This is a genomic window from Neobacillus sp. OS1-2 (genome assembly GCF_030915505.1).
Classification (GTDB): Bacteria; Bacillota; Bacilli; order Bacillales; family Cytobacillaceae; genus Neobacillus.
Map to the genome: position 1 here is coordinate 3,910,370 of NZ_CP133265.1, position 19,285 is coordinate 3,929,654.

At 43.7% G+C, this 19,285-nt stretch carries 18 protein-coding genes and 2 pseudogenes; 18 read left to right on the forward strand and 2 right to left on the reverse strand.

The annotated features are described in order from the left end of the window. Window positions 1–31: 31 nt before the first annotated feature. Window positions 32–535 (reverse strand): GNAT family N-acetyltransferase, encoded by a 504-nt coding sequence (locus RCG19_RS19410; protein ID WP_308108456.1) that lies wholly within the window; start codon window positions 533–535, stop codon window positions 32–34. 169 nt (window positions 536–704) lie between these two features. Further along, the gene (locus tag RCG19_RS19415; RefSeq protein WP_166244551.1) at window positions 705–857 is read right to left on the reverse strand and encodes a YpzG family protein; all 153 of its coding nucleotides are present in this window, start codon (window positions 855–857) and stop codon (window positions 705–707) included. 250 nt (window positions 858–1,107) lie between these two features. Between RCG19_RS19415 and RCG19_RS19420 the strand changes: the two genes are divergently transcribed. The 18 genes and pseudogenes from RCG19_RS19420 to RCG19_RS19505 all read left to right on the forward strand — a co-directional run bounded on the left by RCG19_RS19420 (window position 1,108) and on the right by RCG19_RS19505 (window position 19,278). Beyond that, complete coding sequence (locus RCG19_RS19420; RefSeq protein WP_308108457.1) at window positions 1,108–2,286, forward strand: acyl-CoA dehydrogenase family protein; 1,179 nt, start codon at window positions 1,108–1,110, stop codon at window positions 2,284–2,286. Window positions 2,287–2,331: 45 nt separating this feature from the next. After that, on the forward strand, window positions 2,332–3,096 hold the full coding sequence (gene fabG, locus RCG19_RS19425; RefSeq protein WP_308108458.1) for a 3-oxoacyl-ACP reductase FabG: 765 nt from the start codon (window positions 2,332–2,334) through the stop codon (window positions 3,094–3,096). 22 nt (window positions 3,097–3,118) lie between these two features. Further along, window positions 3,119–3,568, forward strand: a complete 450-nt coding sequence (locus RCG19_RS19430) for a MaoC family dehydratase N-terminal domain-containing protein (protein WP_308108459.1) — start codon at window positions 3,119–3,121, stop codon at window positions 3,566–3,568. Next, on the forward strand, window positions 3,565–3,966 hold the full coding sequence (locus tag RCG19_RS19435) for a MaoC family dehydratase (protein WP_308108460.1): 402 nt from the start codon (window positions 3,565–3,567) through the stop codon (window positions 3,964–3,966). Before RCG19_RS19430 ends, RCG19_RS19435 begins: the two co-directional genes overlap by 4 nt. Before the next feature lie 119 nt (window positions 3,967–4,085). Beyond that, window positions 4,086–5,291, forward strand: coding sequence for an acyl-CoA dehydrogenase (locus tag RCG19_RS19440; protein ID WP_308108461.1), 1,206 nt, complete (start codon window positions 4,086–4,088; stop codon window positions 5,289–5,291). A gap of 68 nt (window positions 5,292–5,359) precedes the next feature. Beyond that, window positions 5,360–6,133 carry an SDR family oxidoreductase gene (locus RCG19_RS19445; protein WP_308108462.1) on the forward strand — a complete coding sequence of 258 codons (774 nt, stop codon included), beginning with the start codon at window positions 5,360–5,362 and terminating at the stop codon, window positions 6,131–6,133. A 33-nt stretch (window positions 6,134–6,166) separates the two neighbouring features. Next, a pseudogene (locus RCG19_RS19450) lies at window positions 6,167–7,335 on the forward strand (acetyl-CoA C-acyltransferase). Window positions 7,336–7,449: 114 nt separating this feature from the next. Further along, on the forward strand, window positions 7,450–9,123 hold the full coding sequence (locus RCG19_RS19455; protein WP_374049559.1) for a long-chain fatty acid--CoA ligase: 1,674 nt from the start codon (window positions 7,450–7,452) through the stop codon (window positions 9,121–9,123). 115 nt (window positions 9,124–9,238) lie between these two features. Further along, window positions 9,239–10,102: a branched-chain amino acid ABC transporter permease gene (locus tag RCG19_RS19460; protein WP_308108464.1), complete on the forward strand. Its 864-nt coding sequence runs from the start codon at window positions 9,239–9,241 to the stop codon at window positions 10,100–10,102. Beyond that, on the forward strand, window positions 10,102–11,145 hold the full coding sequence (locus RCG19_RS19465; protein WP_308108465.1) for a branched-chain amino acid ABC transporter permease: 1,044 nt from the start codon (window positions 10,102–10,104) through the stop codon (window positions 11,143–11,145). The genes RCG19_RS19460 and RCG19_RS19465 overlap by 1 nt, the downstream gene beginning before the upstream one ends. A gap of 1 nt (window position 11,146) precedes the next feature. Further along, the gene (locus RCG19_RS19470; RefSeq protein WP_308108466.1) at window positions 11,147–11,914 is read left to right on the forward strand and encodes an ABC transporter ATP-binding protein; all 768 of its coding nucleotides are present in this window, start codon (window positions 11,147–11,149) and stop codon (window positions 11,912–11,914) included. Beyond that, window positions 11,907–12,614, forward strand: coding sequence for an ABC transporter ATP-binding protein (locus RCG19_RS19475; protein ID WP_308108467.1), 708 nt, complete (start codon window positions 11,907–11,909; stop codon window positions 12,612–12,614). Before RCG19_RS19470 ends, RCG19_RS19475 begins: the two co-directional genes overlap by 8 nt. A 105-nt stretch (window positions 12,615–12,719) precedes the next feature. Further along, window positions 12,720–13,934, forward strand: coding sequence for an ABC transporter substrate-binding protein (locus tag RCG19_RS19480; RefSeq protein ID WP_308108469.1), 1,215 nt, complete (start codon window positions 12,720–12,722; stop codon window positions 13,932–13,934). A gap of 194 nt (window positions 13,935–14,128) precedes the next feature. Further along, window positions 14,129–15,073, forward strand: coding sequence for an MBL fold metallo-hydrolase (locus RCG19_RS19485; protein ID WP_308108470.1), 945 nt, complete (start codon window positions 14,129–14,131; stop codon window positions 15,071–15,073). 42 nt (window positions 15,074–15,115) lie between these two features. After that, a pseudogene (locus RCG19_RS19490) lies at window positions 15,116–16,146 on the forward strand (AMP-binding protein); the annotation flags it as partial. Window positions 16,147–16,263: 117 nt separating this feature from the next. Further along, window positions 16,264–16,635: a class I adenylate-forming enzyme family protein gene (locus tag RCG19_RS19495; RefSeq protein WP_308111033.1), complete on the forward strand. Its 372-nt coding sequence runs from the start codon at window positions 16,264–16,266 to the stop codon at window positions 16,633–16,635. Window positions 16,636–16,659: 24 nt separating this feature from the next. Beyond that, entirely contained in the window at window positions 16,660–17,553 is an 894-nt protein-coding gene (locus RCG19_RS19500) for a R2-like ligand-binding oxidase (protein WP_308108471.1), read from the forward strand. A 201-nt stretch (window positions 17,554–17,754) separates the two neighbouring features. Further along, window positions 17,755–19,278 carry an aldehyde dehydrogenase family protein gene (locus RCG19_RS19505; RefSeq protein ID WP_308111034.1) on the forward strand — a complete coding sequence of 508 codons (1,524 nt, stop codon included), beginning with the start codon at window positions 17,755–17,757 and terminating at the stop codon, window positions 19,276–19,278. The last annotated feature ends 7 nt before the right edge of the window (window positions 19,279–19,285 follow it).

Genomic DNA, 19,285 nt, shown 5'->3' on the forward strand with positions numbered 1-19,285 from the left:
TACTAGATATCGGGTTGTTTTGGAATGAATTTTAGACGATTCTTTTCCCAAGGATCAGTAAGTCTCTCTCGATTCCATCGAGTTCTGCCACATTTGGCAAGTGTGCCCACTTTTCAAAACCAAAGCGATGAAAAAGGTGAATACTAGGTTCATTATGACCAAAGATAAAACCAAGTAAAGTCTTGATTTCGAGCTTAGGACAGGCATCAATGGCTTTTTGGATAAGAAATTTGCCAAGTTTTTTTCCACGGAAATCTTGATCAATATAAATACTAATTTCTGCAGTAGCATGATAAGCAGGTCTGCCATAAAACGATTGAAAGCTTACCCAGCCACAAATACTACCATCCATCTCTACTACCCATAAAGGACGAAAAGTAGGAGAATGATCGTTAAACCAATTCATCCGGCTTTCTACTGATACGGGCTCTAAATCCGCCGTTACCATTCTGCTTGCGATGGTTGAATTGTATATGTCGATAATTTTTGGCATATCATGTAATTCCGCATCCCTGATAGTGAAATTTGCAAACATAATCGTTCTCCATTCAAGTTTAATTTGATGTAATTAATGATATAGTTCTGAACAAGCATTTTCAATATGAAGTTGTCTCGGAATAAGGGTAAATTTTTTGGCAAAAAAAGACCCTTTCCCGTTTTACCGAGAAAAGGCTTTTTCATTTTCGTTTCGAATACCTTAGCCACTACCAGCGATGGGCCTTGGCATTGCTCCTTAAGATGATTGTGTTTTGCGTCATTTGCGTTTGTCCATTCACCTGTGACTTTTGGCGTTTCGGCCTCGTAAAGGTGTGGTGAAATAACTCCGAGTGCGGATCTAAATGATCTTTGTAGCTCATCTAAAATCACCTCATCATAGGATACTTTGAAACGATGATATTCTATCTGAATATCAAACATAGTATTTGTAAAAAAACAGGCAAATATCCAAGAAAGATAAATTTAATTAAATTTAGCCTTGTATTATCCGAAATTTCAGAATAAAATAAAACTAACATACCAACCGGTAGGTATGTATCCGGTGATTTTTGCATATTCTTTTTTTAGGGGTAAAAGCTAGATTTCAAGATTAAGAATGGAGTGATTGGTGTGTATTTACGTTTGACGGATGAACAAAAAATGGTCCAGAAAACAATTAGAAGATTCGTAGAAAAAGAGCTCATTCCACTTGAAAACGATGTACTGAGAAATGAAAGAGAAGGGAAACCAAGTCTCCCAGCCGGAAAACTAAAAGAACTGCAATTAAAAGCTAAGGAAGCGGGTTTTTGGGGAATTAATACACCTGAAGAATACGGCGGCGCTAACCTCGGGCAAATGATGATGGCAATTGTTTTAATGGAGGTATCCAAAACATTTGTCCCTTTTCAGTTTGGCGGTTCTGCAGATAATATTCTTTATTACGGAAATGAAGAACAAAAGAAAAAATATTTACTTCCTACAATAAATGGTGAGAAGAAGTCATGCTTCGCGATGACCGAGCCTGGTGCAGGATCTGATACAAGAAATATTAAAATGACCGCTGTGAAGGATGGAAATGACTGGGTGTTAAATGGAGAAAAGACCTTTATCACCGGTGGAAATGAAGCGGACTTTGTCATGGCGATTGCCATCACAGATAAAGAATTGCATCAATCAACAAATGGCCGGGAAGGCGTCACTTGCTTTATTGTCGATCGCGCGATGGGCTGGAAATCCGAGTATATACATACGATGGGAGAATGGGGACCAGCCGGATTAGTATTTGAAAATGTCCATGTTCCGGAGGAAAACATTCTCGGTGAATTACACAAGGGCTACAATCTTGGACTGGAATGGATTGGCTTTGCCAGATGGGTGGTAGGGGCAAGAGCAGTCGGTTCTGCAGAGCGCCTATTACAAATGGCGATTGATTATGCGAAAGAACGGGTTACCTTTGGAAAACCAATTGCAGAACGGCAGGCCATCCAGTGGCAGATTGCGGATTCAGCGGTTGAAATTGAAGCAGCTAAATGGCTGGTTTTAAACGCTGCCTTTACGCTTGATAACGGGGAAGATAATCGTCACTTAGCTTCGATGGCAAAATTATATGGTGCCAATATGGGGAACAATGTCGTCGACCGTGTTCTGCAAATTCATGGCGGCATGGGTTACACAAGGGAATTGCCGATTGAGCGCTGGTACCGTGAAGCAAGGTTATGGAGAATCTACGATGGTACGGATGAAATCCAGAAGATGATTATTGCACGTAATCTTATCAAGGGTCATGTAAAGGTTGGGCAATACGTTTAAATCCTTACTGTAAGCGTTATCTATTTAATGTTAGGGGGAAGAAAAATGACAGGCAGATTTGCAGGTAGAGTGGCATTGGTAACAGGTGGAAGCCGAGGTATTGGTAAAGGGATTGTTGAACTTTTTGCACAGGAAGGCGCTAAGGTGGCCTTTATCGATTTAAATGAAGAGGCATTGAGCACGACAACAAGTGAATTAAAAGAAAAAGGCTATGATGTCTATTCAAAGATAGCGAATGTTGTTGATGCGGAGCAAGTGGAAGCCGCCGTTAAGGAAGTTTATGAGACGTTTGGTTCCGTTGATATTTTGGTCAATAATGCTGGCGTTATTCGCGATAATCTGTTGTTTAAAATGACAGAGTCCGATTGGCAAACGGTAATGGATGTGCATTTAAAGGGATCCTTCAATGCCGCTCGCGCGGTTCAAAAATACATGGTGGAACAAAAATATGGGCGGATTATCAATATTTCTTCTACTTCAGCGCTTGGTAATCGCGGTCAGGCCAATTATGCCGCAGCTAAGGCAGGCTTGCAGGGCTTTACGAAAACGCTGGCCATTGAGTTGGGTAGATTTGGGATTACAGCAAACTCTGTTGCACCTGGATTTATTGAAACCGAAATGACGAAAGAAACAGCGGCAAGAATTGGGATTCCATTTGAGCAGTTAATTCAAGCAAGTGTGGCTGCCATCCCGGTCGGTCGAAGCGGGAAGCCGGCAGATATCGCTAATGCTGTTGCCTTTTTTGCTGATGAGCAATCATCCTTCGTTAATGGTCAAGTGATTTATGTTGCTGGCGGTCCGAAAAATTAATTTGTTGTGAGGTGGAGTTGAATTGTTTAAAGACCAGATAGGCAAGATTTCAAACAAAGTAAAGAATGTCGTTGAAAGAGGGGCTGTTAAGAACTTTGCAGTAGCCATTGGCGACCCTCACCCTATCTATGTTGACGAGGAAACCGGCAGACGTTCGAGATATCAAAACAATATTGCCCCGCCAACCTTCCCAAGGGTATTTGATTATGGTGTCATTGAAGGATTAAACCTGCCGAATAAAGGCTTAATCCACGGTGAACAAACCTTCCACTATGTCCGGCCACTATTGGTTGGGGAAGAAATTTACTGCTATTCGATTGTGAAAAAATATTTTGAGAAAAAAGGGAATTTTGGCGAGATGGGATTCCTCGTACTTGAGAGCTTTGGTGAAGATTTGGCCGGGAATACCATTTTTAGTTCAACCTCGACGGTTGTCATATCGGAAGCTGTGAGGAAGGTGTTGGTGAAATGAGTACACTTTTAGAATTACAGGTTGGTGAAGCAGTAAATGAAATTCAACTGGCGCCTGTTTCAAGGATGGACCTCATTAAATATTCCGGTGCTTCAGGGGATTTTAACCCGATTCACACGATTGACGAAGAGGCTAAAAAGGCAGGATTACCAGGAATCATTGCCCATGGGATGTGGACAATGGGCAATTTGGCGAAACTGTTCACTTCCTTTTATGAGGAAGGGTTTGTTCGCGATTACTCGATCCGTTTTAAAGGAATGGTCTTTTTAAACGATGTGATTACACTCAGAGCAACAGTAAAGGAAAAGCAGGAAAAGACGTTGCGCTTTGCTGTCCAAGCTGTTAACCAACAAGGGAAAGATGTTTTACAGGGTGAGGTTGTGTTTCAACAATATTAATGAATGAATGATGACATTACAAAATTCCCAGCACCAATAAGGTATCCTTTTGCTGCTGGGTTTATTTTTGTAAGGCCGTGGCAGGACTCTGCCTAAAGAATGAAGAAGGAGGAGTTAAGGTGAATTTCAGCTATTCTGAAAAGGTAATCGAGTTACAAAAAAGACTAACAGTATTTATGGATGAGTATATTTATCCAAATGAAAAGCTTTATGAAGAGCAAATTGATAAAAAAGATCCGTTTTCCAAGATTCCGCCAATCATGGAGGAATTAAAAGATAAGGCAAAACAAGCGGGGTTATGGAATTTGTTTTTACCGGAAAGTGAATATGGGGCAGGCTTGACTAATACAGAATATGCGCCGCTTTGTGAAATTATGGGCCGGTCAGCGATTGCCCCTGAGGTATTCAATTGTGCTGCCCCTGACACCGGGAATATGGAAGTCCTTGTCCGCTACGGAACCGAAGAACAAAAGGAAAAATGGCTTAAGCCTTTATTAAACGGGGAAATCCGTTCATGTTTTTCGATGACGGAGCCGGATGTGGCGTCATCGGATGCAACGAATATTCAGGCTAGTATTATCCGAGATGGCGACGAATATGTCATTAATGGAACGAAATGGTGGTCATCAGGTGCTGGAGACCCACGCTGTAAAATTGCGATTGTGATGGGGAAAAATGATCCAGACGCTCCAACCCATGAACAGCAATCGATGATTCTTGTTCCGCTTGATGCCCCGGGGGTCACGATTAAGAGAATTTTACCTGTTTTCGGTTATGATCATGCCCCGCATGGCCATGCCGAAATTGAATATAACAATGTCCGGGTACCTGCTGCCAATATGCTATGGGGTGAAGGGAAAGGCTTTGCCATCGCCCAGGGTCGATTAGGACCGGGAAGAATCCATCACTGCATGCGATCAATTGGTGCTGCCGAACGGGCATTGGAAGAATTATGTAAGCGCGTACAGAGCCGTACGGCCTTTAGGAAAAAGCTTTCTGAGCAGGGTGTGATTCAGGAATGGATTGCCGATTCGCGCATTGAAATCGAACAGGCCAGGTTGCTCACGCTGAAAGCTGCGTACATGATGGATACCGTTGGGAATAAAGAGGCGAAGGCTGAGATTGCGATGATTAAAGTAGTGGCCCCAAATATGGCCTTAAAGGTAATCGATCGGGCGATTCAAGCCTTTGGAGCTGCAGGTGTCAGCGAGGATACACCACTTGCGGCAAGCTGGGCGAATATACGTACTTTAAGGTTGGCTGACGGACCGGATGAGGTTCATCGCAGAGCGGTCGCTAGACAGGAACTTAAGAAATACCGTTAAATTTCTTTAAATATAAGAAACGCCGCTGACCAGGGCGCCTACGCTTTTCTAAATAGGGGGAATGATTCATGCATGTCAAACAGCTGTTTGATTTAACCGGTAAAGTTGCGATAGTAACAGGTGGAGGCAGGGGCCTCGGACAGCAAATCGCCGAAGGCTTTGCTGAAGCGGGGGCGAACGTGGTGGTCTGTTCAAGACGTGTTGAAGCCTGCGAGGAAGTTAGTGAAGGCTTGAAAAAGCTTGGGGTTGAGAGTCTTGCCCTGAAATGTGATGTCACCAATCCGGAGGACGTAAGAAATGTCGTTGAACGGACGATGGAGAAGTTTGGACGGATCGATATCCTCGTTAATAATAGTGGGGCTTCTTGGGGGGCACCTGTTGAGGAAATGCCGCTTGCGGCATGGCAAAAGGTCATGAATGTGAATGTAACAGGCACCTTTTTAATGTCCCAAGCGGCTGGAAAAGTGATGCTTGAACAAAAGTCAGGAAAAATCATCAATATTGCCTCGGTTGCAGGATTAAAAGGCAGCAATCCTAAATATATGAATGCTATTGGCTATAACTCTAGCAAAGGTGCGGTTATCACCTTTACTAAGGATTTAGCTGTGAAATGGGGCCCGGAAGGAATTTATGTGAATGCGATCGCCCCGGGCTTTTTCCCGACAAAAATGTCTAAAGGGTTGCTCGATCAGGGCGGTGAGGCGATCCTTGAAGGGACGCCATTGCGAAAGTTTGGCTCCGATACGGATCTTAAAGGGGTTGCCTTATTTCTAGCATCGCCCGCATCAGACTTCGTGACCGGGGATGTGGTCGTTGTCGATGGCGGGGCACATGCGATGTAAATTCATCAATTTTACCAGGAGGGATCCGGCGTAATGAAAAGAGATGCTGTAATCGTTTCAGCTGTTAGAACAGCTATTGGCAGGCAGGGGGGGCTCTTGCAAGTGTTCCAGCACACATATTGGGAGCAGAGGTAATCAAAGAAGCCGTGAGACGGGCGAATAGTAAACCGGAAATGATTGATGATGTCATTTTTGGAAATGTCTTATCCGGCGGAGGCAACATTGCTAGATTAACAGCATTACAGACAGGGCTATCACTAGACTTACCAGGATTAACAGTCGACAGACAGTGCGGTTCCGGAATTAATGCAATCAATTTAGCAGCCCAGGCGATTCGGGCAGGAGATGGTGATATTTTTATCGCCGGAGGGACAGAAAGCATGAGCCGGGCTCCGTATTTAATGGACCGCCCTGAAAAACCGTATAGTCCAATGCCACCCAGCTTTAGAAAATCTCAACTGTCACCAAAGGAAATTGGCGATCCGCCAATGGGAATAACGGCTGAAAATCTCGCGGAAAAATATCAGATTACAAGAGCAGAACAAGATGAATTTGCACTGCGGAGCCAACAACGCATGGCCGTAGCAATGGAAGAGGGGCGTTTCGATGAACAAATCGTCCCAATCACCATCCCTGTTAGAAAAGGGGAGCCGGTTGTTTTTAAAACGGATGAGCATCCTAGGCCGCAGACGACTCTCGAAGCACTTTCAAAACTGCCACCGGCGTTTCTAAAGAATGGAACAGTTACAGCAGGCAGCAGTTCGGGACTAAATGATGCTGCTTCGGCGCTGGTGATTATGTCAAGAGAGAAAGCGGAAGAATTAAATCTCACCCCATTGGCGGTAATTCGTCAATACGCCGTTGCCGGTGTGGACCCGAACATTATGGGAATTGGTCCGGTACCTGCCGTTCGCAAAGTACTAAAAAAATCCGGTCTATCCCTAGGAGAGATGGATCTCATAGAAATCAATGAGGCTTTTGCCGCCCAGGTGCTTGCTTGTAATCGTGAACTTGAGATGGATCTCGGCAAAGTAAACGTTAACGGTGGTGCCATTGCCCACGGACACCCACTAGGCGCAACGGGGGCAATCCTTGCCACCAAAGCAGTCTATGAGCTAAAGCGGAGCGGCGGAAGATATGCCCTCATTACCGCATGCATCGGCGGCGGGCAGGGAATCGCCACCATCCTAGAACGCGAATAATTTGGGTGCCTGACACCAATAACTGCTATCACAGCGTAAATATGCTGTAAAGAGGGGGAAGGGTGACAGGCACCATAAAAAGTCCATATTTACCACTTTATTATAAAAGGAGCGATGTCTGTGTTAACTTTGCATTATGATTATTGGCCGAAAATCTCTAAATCCCTTAAGGTCCCTTCTACTTCTCTTTATGACAACCTCAAAGTTAGTGCAACTCGTTATCCGGATCAAGATGCCATCTTTTATTATGGGAACAAATTAACCTACGAACAGCTAGATGCGGAAGTAAATGCAATGGCTGGATATTTGCAGCATAAATTGGGCGTTCAGACAGGTGAAAAGGTGTTACTTTTCATGCAGAACTCCCCGCAATTTGTGATTGGCTATTACGCGATTGTGCGAGCCAACGCCGTGGTGGTCCCCATTAACCCGATGCTGGGCGCCGATGAATTGGAGTTTTACGTGCGCGATTGTGAAATTAAGACGGCCATAGCTGGCCAAGAATTATATGCCCAAATTCGTCCATTGTTGGGGAAAACCTCATTGGAAAACATGGTTATCACAGCCTATTCAGATTATGTGGGAAATGGTTTTGAAGGTATCCTTCCTAAGGAGGTAGAAGCCGAAAGAGTTCATTTCACGGAGGCAGGACATTATCTTTGGAGTGAGGCCATTCAGGCGAACTTGAAGCCATCTGAACATACATCAAAGGGTGATGACATTGTTTGCCTTCCCTATACATCAGGAACAACGGGGCTTCCAAAAGGCTGCATGCACACAAACAGGACGATAAATGCAAACACGGTGGGCGCCTATCATTGGACACCCATTTCAACGAATTCCATTCATTTAATGTCGCTCCCGCTCTTCCATGTGACAGGAATGGTCCATAGTATGCATATGCCGATCTTTAGCGGAGGGACCATCGTCATCATGACGCGATGGAATAGAGATACAGCAGTGGAATTAATTAAAACTCTGGGTTGTACCCACTGGGTGACCATTGCCACCATGATTGTTGATTTCCTTGCCAATCCAAATCTGAAAAAAGACGATATATCCTCATTATCTGCCATATCCGGTGGGGGCGCGGCCTTACCAGAAGCCGTTGGCGAAAAATTATTCAAGCTATCAGGATTGCGGTTTGTAGAAGGCTATGGATTGTCAGAAACCATTGCCCAGACACATTTCAATCCTGTTGACCGGCCGAAGATGCAGTGCTTGGGGATCCCGTCATTTGATGTCGACGCGAGAATCATTGAACCAGCAACAGGTAAAGAACTTGGTGTTGGGGAAGTGGGTGAAATCATTGTGAACGGCCCACAGGTGATGGTCGGTTATTACAACCGTGATGATGAAAATCGAGGTTCTTTTATTGAACTGGAAGGGAAAAAGTTTTTCCGAACAGGTGATATTGGCCGGTATGATGAGGATGGATATTTCTTCATGGTTGACCGTGTGAAACGGATGATCAATGCCTCAGGTTATAAAGTGTGGCCGACGGAAGTAGAGTCCTATCTTTATAAGCATCCGGCCATCCAACAGGCCTGTGTTGTCGGCGTACCAGATGAACGAAGAGGTGAGACCGTTAAAGCATTTGTGATAGTAAATGATGGCTTTGAAGGAAAAATCAGCCCAGAGGAAATTATCGAATGGTCCAAACAACATATGGCCGCTTATAAATACCCAAGGCAGGTTGAATTTAGAAAACAATTCCCAATGACATCAAGCGGGAAGATTTTATGGCGTACCTTACAAGAAGAGGAAAAGGAAAAGGCCTTACGGTAATCTAATGAAAAAAACTGAGGGGCTGGCGCAGAATAAAAAGCTCCTCAGAAAAAAGTTATAAAGCTAGTAACCTATTTTTTTCAATACCGATAATGACCATAAAAAGGGGGCCGCTATGGAAATTTTGATCCAGCAGCTATTTAACGGTCTAACAATTGGAAGCGTTTACGCGCTTGTTGCGTTAGGTTTAACGCTTGTTTATGGTATCCTCCACATCCCGAATTTTGCCCATGGGGCGTTATACATGATGGGTGGATACGTCACCTTAACAATGATGACTAAATTCGGGCTCCATTATTGGCTCGCCATTTTCGTATCGATCATGATTGTTGGACTGATCGGGGTTTTAATGGAAACGTTTGTCTTTCATCCGCTTAGAGAGGCTCCGCCCATCCATGATAAAATAGCAGCCATTGGAATTCTCTTGTTTTTGGAAGCTTTCGCCCAAGTGTTTTGGGGAGCTGAATACCAAAGCATGCCCACACCATACGGGCAGGTTGTTCAAATCATGGGATTGACGTTTACCATGCAGCGAATCCTAATCGTTGTAGCGGCACTCGTCGTGATGATTCTCCTCTATTTATTCTTGAAAAAAACATTCACTGGTGCCACGATCATTGCGATGTCACAAAATCGTGAAGGAGCCAACCTAGTTGGTATTAATACGAACAAGGTGGCCATGCTCACTTTTATGATCTCAGGCGGTCTTGCTGCAATTGCCGCTTCCCTTTCAGCACCTATTAATCTCGTATTCCCTGGGATGGGACAGCTTGTCATCCTTAAGGCATTTGTCATTATAATTCTTGGGGGAATGGGAAGTATTCCTGGGGCAATCGTTGGCGGCTATATTTTAGGTTTCAGTGAGAGCTTGGGTGCTACCTACATTTCTAACGACTACAAGGACATTATTGCCTTCGTCCTCCTAGTCATCATTCTAACGGTGAAACCAACTGGCCTTTTTTCTAAGGGGGGTCATTGATGGGAAAGGTAGTTAACAAACGAAATATCATTAGTGCGTTAATCCTATTCGCGGTTGTCTTCCCGCTACTCACGGAGAACAATTATCTGATTCACATTATGACGAGTTCCTTTATTTGGATGATTGGTGTCTATGGCCTAAATTTACTTGCAGGCTATACAGGCTACCTTTCTTTGGCGCATGCCGGCTTTTTTGCAATTGGCGCCTATGCATTAGGAATCTTAACGGTAAAAGCGCAGATGAATTTCTGGCTTGCCTTCCTTTTATCATTGGTCATTACCGGTTTAATCGGGCTTCTGGTAGGACTAATTGCGTTACGGACGAAAGAACACTTTTTCGCTATTTATACCTTATGCCTAGGCTACATTATCTATCTCGTCATCGATAAATGGGAAGGCCTAACAGAGGGGGTTCGTGGGCTGATTGGAATACCGGCACCGACAGGAATTGGCCCCATCCAATTTGAAACAGAGGTTTCCCATTACTATCTTGTCCTGTTTTTCTTACTCCTTGTCGTTCTGATCATGTATCGAATTGTCCACTCACTATCCGGCAGAACCTATATTGCGATTCGTAATAGTGAGGATTTAGCGCAGACCATTGGCATCTCAACCATGCAAAACAAATTAACCGTATTTGTTTTATCCACCCTTTTTGCCGGTCTAGCAGGGGCCCTATATGCATCATTCGTTCGTTTTATCGGCCCAGATATTGGCTCTATTTCGATTACTTTTGACTTATTAACCTATTTACTAGTTGGCGGGATCGGTACACTTAGCGGTCCGCTGGTTGGCACGCTGCTCATCGTGTGGCTTTCACAATACCTGCAGGATTTTCAGGAAAACAGAATGCTTATTTTTGGCCCGGTGTTAACCTTACTGGTTATTTTTTATCCACGAGGACTTGTCGGCGCGGTTTCAGCCTGGAATACCAAACGCATTGGTAAAAAAGAACAGCGGCAATCAAATAATCGGACTCGTATAAAGGGAGAACCATTTATCGAAAGTGAAATCGTTCCCGACAAGAAAGTAAAGGAGGGTTAGGATGATTTTTTTGGAAACAAGGAATTTAACGAAAAGATTTGGCGGATTAGTGGCGGTAAACAATGTTGATTTTTCCATCGAACAAGGAAAAATCAATGCAATCATTGGCCCAAATGGTGCCGGAAAATCTACCTTTTTTAACTTAATAAGCGGATTTCATCGTCCAAGCTCGGGTCAGGTGATTTTTAAAGGACAGGATATTTCCACGTTACCTTCCAATAAAATTGCCGTGCTGGGTGTGGCGCGGACATTTCAAACCACCAATTTATTTGAGCAATCAACGGTTTTGGACAATGTTATTGTCGGGCATCGATTGCGGACAAGATCTAATCTGGTGGATGCGATCTTTCGCACACCTCGGCTGAAAAGAGAAGAAGCAGAGTGCCGGGAAAAAGCGATGGAGGTTCTCGAATTTGTTGAATTAAACAAGGTAGCAGCAAAACTGGTCGGCAGTTTAACGCAGGAAGAGAAAAAACGAACTGCCTTTGCATTGGCGCTTGCTACTGACCCGGAAATTGTTTTCCTTGATGAACCGGCAGCAGGTGTGAACCCTGATGAAACAGATGGGTTGGCAGAATTAATGAACAGGATGGTAGATAAAGGGATCACCGTTTGTTTAATCGAACACAAAATGCAAATGATTATGAAAATAGCCGATAAAATTATGGTGCTAAACTACGGCGAAAAGATTGCGGAAGGAAGACCGGAAGAAATTCAAAATAATGAAACGGTTATTAAGGCGTATTTGGGAGGGAGTGCCATTGCTTAGTTTAAAAAATGTCTCTGTCAAGTACGGAAGTTTTACAGCTGTCCACAATGTGAATGTTGAGGTAAACCAAGGGGAGATCGTCGTCTTATTGGGGTCCAACGGTGCTGGAAAAAGCACAATCTTCCGGTCAATAAGTGGTTTAAGCAAGCCCTCCATCGGTGAAATCCACTTCGAAGGGAAGAAGATAAATAGAAGATCAGCGGATCAAATTGTCCACTTGGGCATTGGTCAATGCCCGGAAGGAAGAAAACTTTTCCCGGCCATGTCTGTTCAGGAAAACCTAAGAATGGGTGCCTACGTTCTGCGCCGGAAGAAAGATGAAATCAAACCTATTCTAGACCATGTTTATGAATTATTTCCGATTTTAAACGAAAAGCGAAATGATGCCGCGGGTTCCCTTAGTGGCGGGCAGCAGCAAATGCTCGCTATTGGCAGGGCATTGATGTCTAAGCCGAAGCTGATGCTGCTTGATGAACCATCAGTAGGCCTTGCTCCCTTAATTGTGGAGCAAATGTTTGCGGTCATCCAAAAAATTAATTGGGAGGGAACGACCATCCTGTTAGCAGAACAAAATGCCAACGCCGCCCTAAAAATCGCGGATAAAGGCTATGTTTTTGAAAATGGTTCGATTGTTCTTGAAGGAACATCGAAGGAGTTATTTGCTAATGACGAAGTCAGAAAGGCCTATATTGGTGCGTAATTAGGTGCCAATCACCAGCTTAAGGGGGGTGATAAGTGATAAGTAGCGGATCTCTCATTACTTATTATATCTGAAAATTGAAAAAATGATTAAGGGGGAAAATGAATGAAAAGAATGAAGTCTCTTTTAATGTTGAGTTTGATCATTGTTATTATTTTCAGTTTGGCAGCATGTAACAGTACAGAGAAAAAATCTGCTAACACGAAGCCTGCCGCAAGCGGCGGGGAAAGTAAAACGGAAGAAGCCGGGACAGTGAACATTGGATACACCGGGCCATTAAGCGGGCCAGCTGCATTTTACGGCGAGCGTACGTTAAATGGTGTCAAGATGGCTGCGGAGGAGATTAACGGTGAAGGCGGGTTTGAAGTTGGCGGAAAAAAATTCAAACTAAATATCGTTTCATTGGACGATAAATATTTACCGAACGAGGCCGGGGCTAATGCAAAGAGACTCATTCAGGAAAATAAAACCCCTATTATTTTTACACCACATTCGGGTGGTGTTTTCGCCTTGCAGGTGTTCAATCAACAGGATAAATTTCTGATAGGCGCCTATACGAGTGAACCAAAGGTTTCGGAGGTTGGGAATGATTTAACTGTTCGAATTCCTCCTCGTTATGATGGGTATCTGAAGCCATTTACAGACTATGAAATGGAGAAGTTCGGAAAGAAAATTGCCTTTCTGCCAACCTCTTCGCAATATGGTAAGGATTGGTCTGACAAACTAAAAGCGCACTGGGAAAAGGAAGGTGGTAAGGTTGTCTACAATTCTTCCATCGACTTTGCCAAAGAGACAGATTTCTTCACAATCGTTACCAATGCCTTAAAAGAAAAGCCGGATGTGTTATTTATCGGCGGTGCCTCTGAACCAACTGCAAAAGTAGCAAAACAAGCACGTGAACTTGGATTTAAAGGCGGTTTCATTGTTATGGACCAAGCAAAGCTTGATGAGATGAAAGCCGTTACGGGTTCCTATGATGTATTGAACGGGGCAATTGGTGTTATGCCTCTAATTGAATCCAGCAGCCCAGCCATTCCTGATTTTGCGAAAAAATATAAAGAAAAATATGGCGAGAACCCTGGATCAGAAGCAGGCTTAAATTATATTGCCATGTATATTTTTGTTGAAGCAATGAAAGCAGCAGGATCAGTAGACGATGCTGCAAAAATTCAAGCTAAAATGCAGGATGGAGTAAGTAATATACCTGAAAATGTGAAAATTTACCAATTTGATAAGTTTACTGGTGGCGGCTTCGATGGTGAGATTGAAGTGGCAGCGATTGAAGATGGAAAGGTAGTACCAATTAAAGTGACTAAATAGTAGCGTTTTGTTTCACTATCCCCCTTGTAGAAATTTACGAAACCTTCAAATCGTGATCACTACAAGGGGGGCATATATATATCAAAATTAATGAGAACAACCATTCATAATCCTAGCTTGCTAGAAATATAGTTTTTAAGTGGACTGGTCATTCATTTAGTAAAACGTTTTTTTTAGAAAGGAGGGGCCGTATTTTGTTTAGAATTGTTCCCCTTGAATTAGAAACACACTTTGCGGAAGGCACCGTGAACGCTTTTTTAGTGATGGGCGAATCCGTTACCTTAGTCGATACAGGTAACCCTGGCAAGGAATCCTTTCAACAGCTTAAGGAAAAATTACATATAAACGACGTTACGGTTAATGATCTAGACAAAATAGTCCTTACCCATATTCACATTGACCATGCTGGAGCTATTTCACACTTACAGCATGAAACGGATGTCCCTATTTTTGTCCATGAACAAGCACGGGGTTCCATTAATGCCGGAATCCATCAGTTTGAAAGAGAGCAGCAATTTTTTCAGCAATTTTTAAAGGAATGTGGTGCGGATCCAGCAAAGCATATTATCAAGCGCCGCTATATGGAAGAAAAATGGCGAAATGTTTCGTTTGTAAAAGAAGGTGACGTTCTTCCCATTGGTGGAGTAGGGTTTGAGGTCGTGCATGTTCCGGGTCATAGCCAATGTGATATTTTACTGTGGAATCGTGAAACCGGGGATGCGATTGCAGGGGATCACCTTTTAAAAGCATTTTCTGTCAATGCCTTTATTGAACCGCCGCCACAAGGGCAGACTGATCGACCCAAGCCGTTACTACAATACCGCGGGTCCCTTGAAAAAGTGAGCAAATTGCCATTGAAGAACATCTACCCCGGCCACGGGGAGCCCTTTGGTGATCATTTGTCATTGATTCATAAAAGATTTCTAGAACAAGAAAGGCGCTGTGATCAGATTCTGCAACTCCTTGCCAATGGGGAAATGTCTATTTTCGAGATTTGTGGAAAAATGTATCCGCATTTGCAGGGGAAGACAGTATTTTTGGGGCTATCGCAAATACAAGGGCATTTGGATTTACTAGAACAACGACAACTAGTCTGCTTTGAAAAAAGAGATTCATTGATGCTTTATCGTGCCAAATAATGGCACGCTGGTATTCTTTATCTATATGAAGGAGTGGATTTTATGAAGCTGAAGGATCTACTTGAAACGAATATCGCGGAATTTGGTGAGTATCCGCTACTCTTTTTCAAAGAAAAGACGTATACGAATGTGGAAACGAAAAAGGTTGCCGATCAATTTGCCGGCGGTTTGAGAAAGGTGGGGATTTCAAAAGGTGACAGGGTGATGGTCTGTATGCCTAATTGTCCCGAAGTCCTTTTGCCTACCAAGGAATTACGAGAGCAGGGGCGATTATCGTTCCGGTTATGTTTACTCTTCATCCCAAAGAACTTCATTATATTATCCTCAATTCCGGTGTAAAAGCTATCATCACCACATCATATGCCCTACAGAATGTTGAAAAATCACTAGAAGGAATACCTATAAGGCCAGCGATAATTGTTGTAGACCAACCGACAAACGAAAACATCCTTCACTTTTACGATGTGATGGTTGAAAACGCTGACATCTTGGACGATGGTGTCAACGCTGAAGACACAGCAGTTATCCTGTATACTTCCGGAACGACTGGAAAGCCAAAAGGGGTTCTATTAACACATAAAAACCTTTTTTCCAATGCCAAAAATTCCGCACAGCATAATGAGACGGAACGGGGGACAACCCTGGGTGTTCTACCGCTCGCCCATGTTTATGGTCTTACCGTATCCAATATTTGTTTTATCACTGGGAGCGCTATCGTTGTTTTTTCCAGCTTTGATGTAAAAGAGGTTTTTAAGGCAATTGAGACCTACCAAGTGAGAACATTTTCGGCTGTACCAGCGATGATCCATGCGATGTTGTCCTATCCCGATGCCAATCATTATGATACCTCAAGCCTTGAATCGATTGGTTCGGGTTCCGCCCCGCTGCCCGTTGCCTTGCTGCATGCATTTGAACAAAAATTTGCGGCAAAGGTGTTAGAGGGCTACGGATTGTCGGAAGCAGCACCAGTTGTTACTGCACATACGAAGCGAATCAAGATTAAGCCAGGATCTGTTGGCGTTCCGATTCCTGGGGTGGAAATAAAGATTGTGAATGACGAAGGGGAGAAAGTTCCGACAGGTGTGGTGGGCGAACTACTGGTCCGTGGTGAAAATGTGACGCCAGGCTATTATCAGAATCCCGAGGAATCCAGTCGTGTGTTGAAAGATTCCTGGCTATGTACCGGTGATATGGCCCGAGCTGACGATGAAGGCTATTTATATATTGTCGATCGGAAAAAGGACCTGATTATCCGCGGTGGATTTAATCTGTATCCACGTGATGTTGAGGAAGTGTTAAATACCCATGAAGGAGTCTTCGAGGCAGCAGTTGTGGGGATTCCGGATGAACGGATGGGGGAAGAAATGGTTGCTTGTGTTGTAAAGAAACCAGGGGTGGTGGTAATGGAGGAAGAATTAATCCGTTATTGTCAGGAACACTTAGCGAAAAATAAAACACCTAGGAGAATTATTTTTCTTGAGGGACTTCCTCGTAATGGTGTAGGAAAAATATTAAAAACACATCTGCGCAAGACGGCAACAGACATTGTCATCAAACGGTAATGATAAAAAAGGAGGATCATTTATATGGAAAAAAGGACCATTTTAACAACGAGTAAACGAGGGTTACTTGAGGATTCCTTCCCATATCGTCTCTATCAAAAAGCGAAGCGGCTTGGAACATGGAACCCGGCAGATCTTGATTTCAGTCAGGACCAAAAAGATTGGAAAACACTTAATGCAGAGCAAAAGGAAGATATTTTACGGTTAATCTCACAATTTCAAGCCGGTGAGGAAGCAGTTACATTGGATCTTTTGCCATTGATGATGGCGATCGCCAAAGAAGGGCGACTGGAAGAAGAAATGTTTTTAACCACCTTTTTATTTGAGGAAGCAAAGCACACAGAGTTTTTCCGGCTTGTTTTAAATGCTATTGGCGAGAGAGGGGATTTGTCTCACTTTCATACGGAAACCTATCAAAAGATATTCTATGAAATTCTCCCTGCAGCGATGAATCGACTTGTGACAGACCAGTCACCGGAAGCAATCGCTGAAGCATCTGTGGTTTACAACATGTTCGTTGAAGGTGTTTTGGCAGAAACTGGGTATTTTTCCTTCTATGCGGCACTGGAAACGGCTGGAATAATGCCGGCCCTTCTTGAAGGGGTCGGTCATTTAAAAAAGGATGAGTCAAGACATATTGGCTATGGCACCTTCCTTCTACAACGATTGATTTGTGAACACCCACATCTTTTTGATTTTGTTGCTGAGAAAATGGCAGAGCTAACCCCATTAGCCATCAGGCTGAACCAAGAAGGAATAGCGGGAAGGGAGGTTAGTTCATTCGGAGGAGATCCAGATGATATCATGAACTTTACCCTAAAACAACTCTCTGTCCGAATGGAAATTTTAGCGCGGGCCAAGGGCAAAAAAATCGAAGAGATTTATAGATACACAGATAGCGAGTTAGGAGTTCTATAACGAGGTCTATGGAAAAAAATTAATTATGCCCAAAGGCGGAAAAGTGAAGGCCGATCGGTCACAAAAAAAATTAATTATGCCCAAAAGTGGAAAAGTCGAGGCTGATTGGTCACAAAAAAAATTAATTATGCCCAAAAATGCAAAAGAAAAGGCGAGTCGGTCACAAAAAAAGTAATTGCGTCAGTAGAGGAGGATTCAATGATGACAGTTAAGGTAGATGTGCAAACATTTCCCCACTTTATCAATGGAAAGTGGGAGCCTGCAAGCAGTCAGGAAACATTTGAAGTGTATAACCCTGCAAATGGTGAGCTAGTGGCAAAAGTTTCGAAGGGAACCCAGGCTGATGTCGACCGTGCTGTAAAAGCAGCTCGCGCGGCGTTTGATCAAGGTGACTGGAAAAATATGAAGCCGAAGGAGCGGGCAAAGGTTTTATATGCCATCTCCTATAAAATAGCCGAGCATGCTGAGGAACTAGCATACTTGGAGGCAATCAGTTCCGGCGGTACGGTACGCAGGATTGGCAACAGCGATATTTTACAAATGGTTGATTTGTTCCAGACTTTAGCAAACTTTACAGTAGAATATCCATTTTCAGAAACGCTTCCAGTACCACCATTTCCGGGCCCTGCGCATAATTTCATCTGGAGGGAGCCAATTGGCGTTTGTGCTGCGATTACACCTTGGAATTTACCGATGGTCATCGCAACTTGGAAGATTGCACCGGCACTGGCCATGGGGAACACCATCGTCATCAAGCCTGCCAGCTATACACCGCTTTCCACTTTGAAACTAGCAGAAATTATTTCTTCCGTAGTGCCTCCAGGAGTCATCAATGTGGTGGCTGGTCCTGGTGCTGAAGTAGGCGAAGCATTAGTAAACCACCCGCAGGTTGACAAGGTTGCATTCACCGGTTCAACAGAAGTCGGCAGAAAAATAATGGGACTTGCCGCAGGCACCATAAAAAATACGACGTTAGAACTTGGCGGCAAATCGCCCAATATCATTTTAGAAGATGCTGACTTAAACATTGCCCTGCCTGGAAGCCTATTCGGGGTATTCCTCCATTCCGGCCAATTATGTGAATCCGGCACGAGGCTTTTTGTTCCGGATAAGCTTTACGATCAAGTGGTGGCGGGACTAGTGGCCCTAGCCTCCAAACTAAAACTGGGGAATCCGCTTGATCCAGCAACAGATGTTGGACCTGTTATTTCTAAAAAGCAAAAAGAAACTATCCTTTCATATATTGAAGCAGGCAAACAGGAGGGGGCAACACTTGTCTGTGGTGGTAAGGAAGGAAAGGTTCCAGGCTGCGAGGAAGGTCATTTTATCGAGCCCACTATTTTCACAAACGTCACGAATGAGATGAAAATTGCCCAAGAGGAAATTTTCGGGCCAGTCTTGTGTGTGATTCGATATTCAGAAGTAGAGGAAGCCATTCAGATGGCCAATGATACAATATATGGTTTAGCTGCAGGCGTCTGGACTAAAGATGTAAATAAAGCGTATGAGGTTGCACGGAAGCTTCAAGCGGGTGTGGTTTGGATCAATGATTGGCATATGCTTCGCAGTGATGCACCGTTTGGCGGCTATAAGCAAAGCGGCATCGGTCGTGAAATGGGGCAGCATTCTCTTGATGCTTATACACTGGTTAAACATGTACACACGTCGATGTCACCTGAGCTTGAAAGACGTAATTGGTACGGAATTCTGTTTGGTCAAAACTAATAACGAG

What these genes read in the sequence shown, in the direction of transcription:
- RCG19_RS19415 (WP_166244551.1), bottom strand. Translation starts at nt 857, where the DNA reads ATGAGCTACAAAGATCATTTAGATCCGCACTCGGAGTTATTTCACCAC.
- RCG19_RS19460 (WP_308108464.1), top strand. Translation starts at nt 9,239, where the DNA reads ATGGAAATTTTGATCCAGCAGCTATTTAACGGTCTAACAATTGGAAGC.
- RCG19_RS19455 (WP_374049559.1), top strand. Translation starts at nt 7,450, where the DNA reads ATGTCTGTGTTAACTTTGCATTATGATTATTGGCCGAAAATCTCTAAA.
- RCG19_RS19410 (WP_308108456.1), bottom strand. Translation starts at nt 535, where the DNA reads ATGTTTGCAAATTTCACTATCAGGGATGCGGAATTACATGATATGCCA.
- RCG19_RS19505 (WP_308111034.1), top strand. Translation starts at nt 17,755, where the DNA reads ATGACAGTTAAGGTAGATGTGCAAACATTTCCCCACTTTATCAATGGA.
- RCG19_RS19480 (WP_308108469.1), top strand. Translation starts at nt 12,720, where the DNA reads ATGAAAAGAATGAAGTCTCTTTTAATGTTGAGTTTGATCATTGTTATT.
- RCG19_RS19435 (WP_308108460.1), top strand. Translation starts at nt 3,565, where the DNA reads ATGAGTACACTTTTAGAATTACAGGTTGGTGAAGCAGTAAATGAAATT.
- RCG19_RS19445 (WP_308108462.1), top strand. Translation starts at nt 5,360, where the DNA reads ATGCATGTCAAACAGCTGTTTGATTTAACCGGTAAAGTTGCGATAGTA.
- RCG19_RS19495 (WP_308111033.1), top strand. Translation starts at nt 16,264, where the DNA reads ATGGCCCGAGCTGACGATGAAGGCTATTTATATATTGTCGATCGGAAA.
- RCG19_RS19470 (WP_308108466.1), top strand. Translation starts at nt 11,147, where the DNA reads ATGATTTTTTTGGAAACAAGGAATTTAACGAAAAGATTTGGCGGATTA.
- fabG (WP_308108458.1), top strand. Translation starts at nt 2,332, where the DNA reads ATGACAGGCAGATTTGCAGGTAGAGTGGCATTGGTAACAGGTGGAAGC.
- RCG19_RS19500 (WP_308108471.1), top strand. Translation starts at nt 16,660, where the DNA reads ATGGAAAAAAGGACCATTTTAACAACGAGTAAACGAGGGTTACTTGAG.
- RCG19_RS19465 (WP_308108465.1), top strand. Translation starts at nt 10,102, where the DNA reads ATGGGAAAGGTAGTTAACAAACGAAATATCATTAGTGCGTTAATCCTA.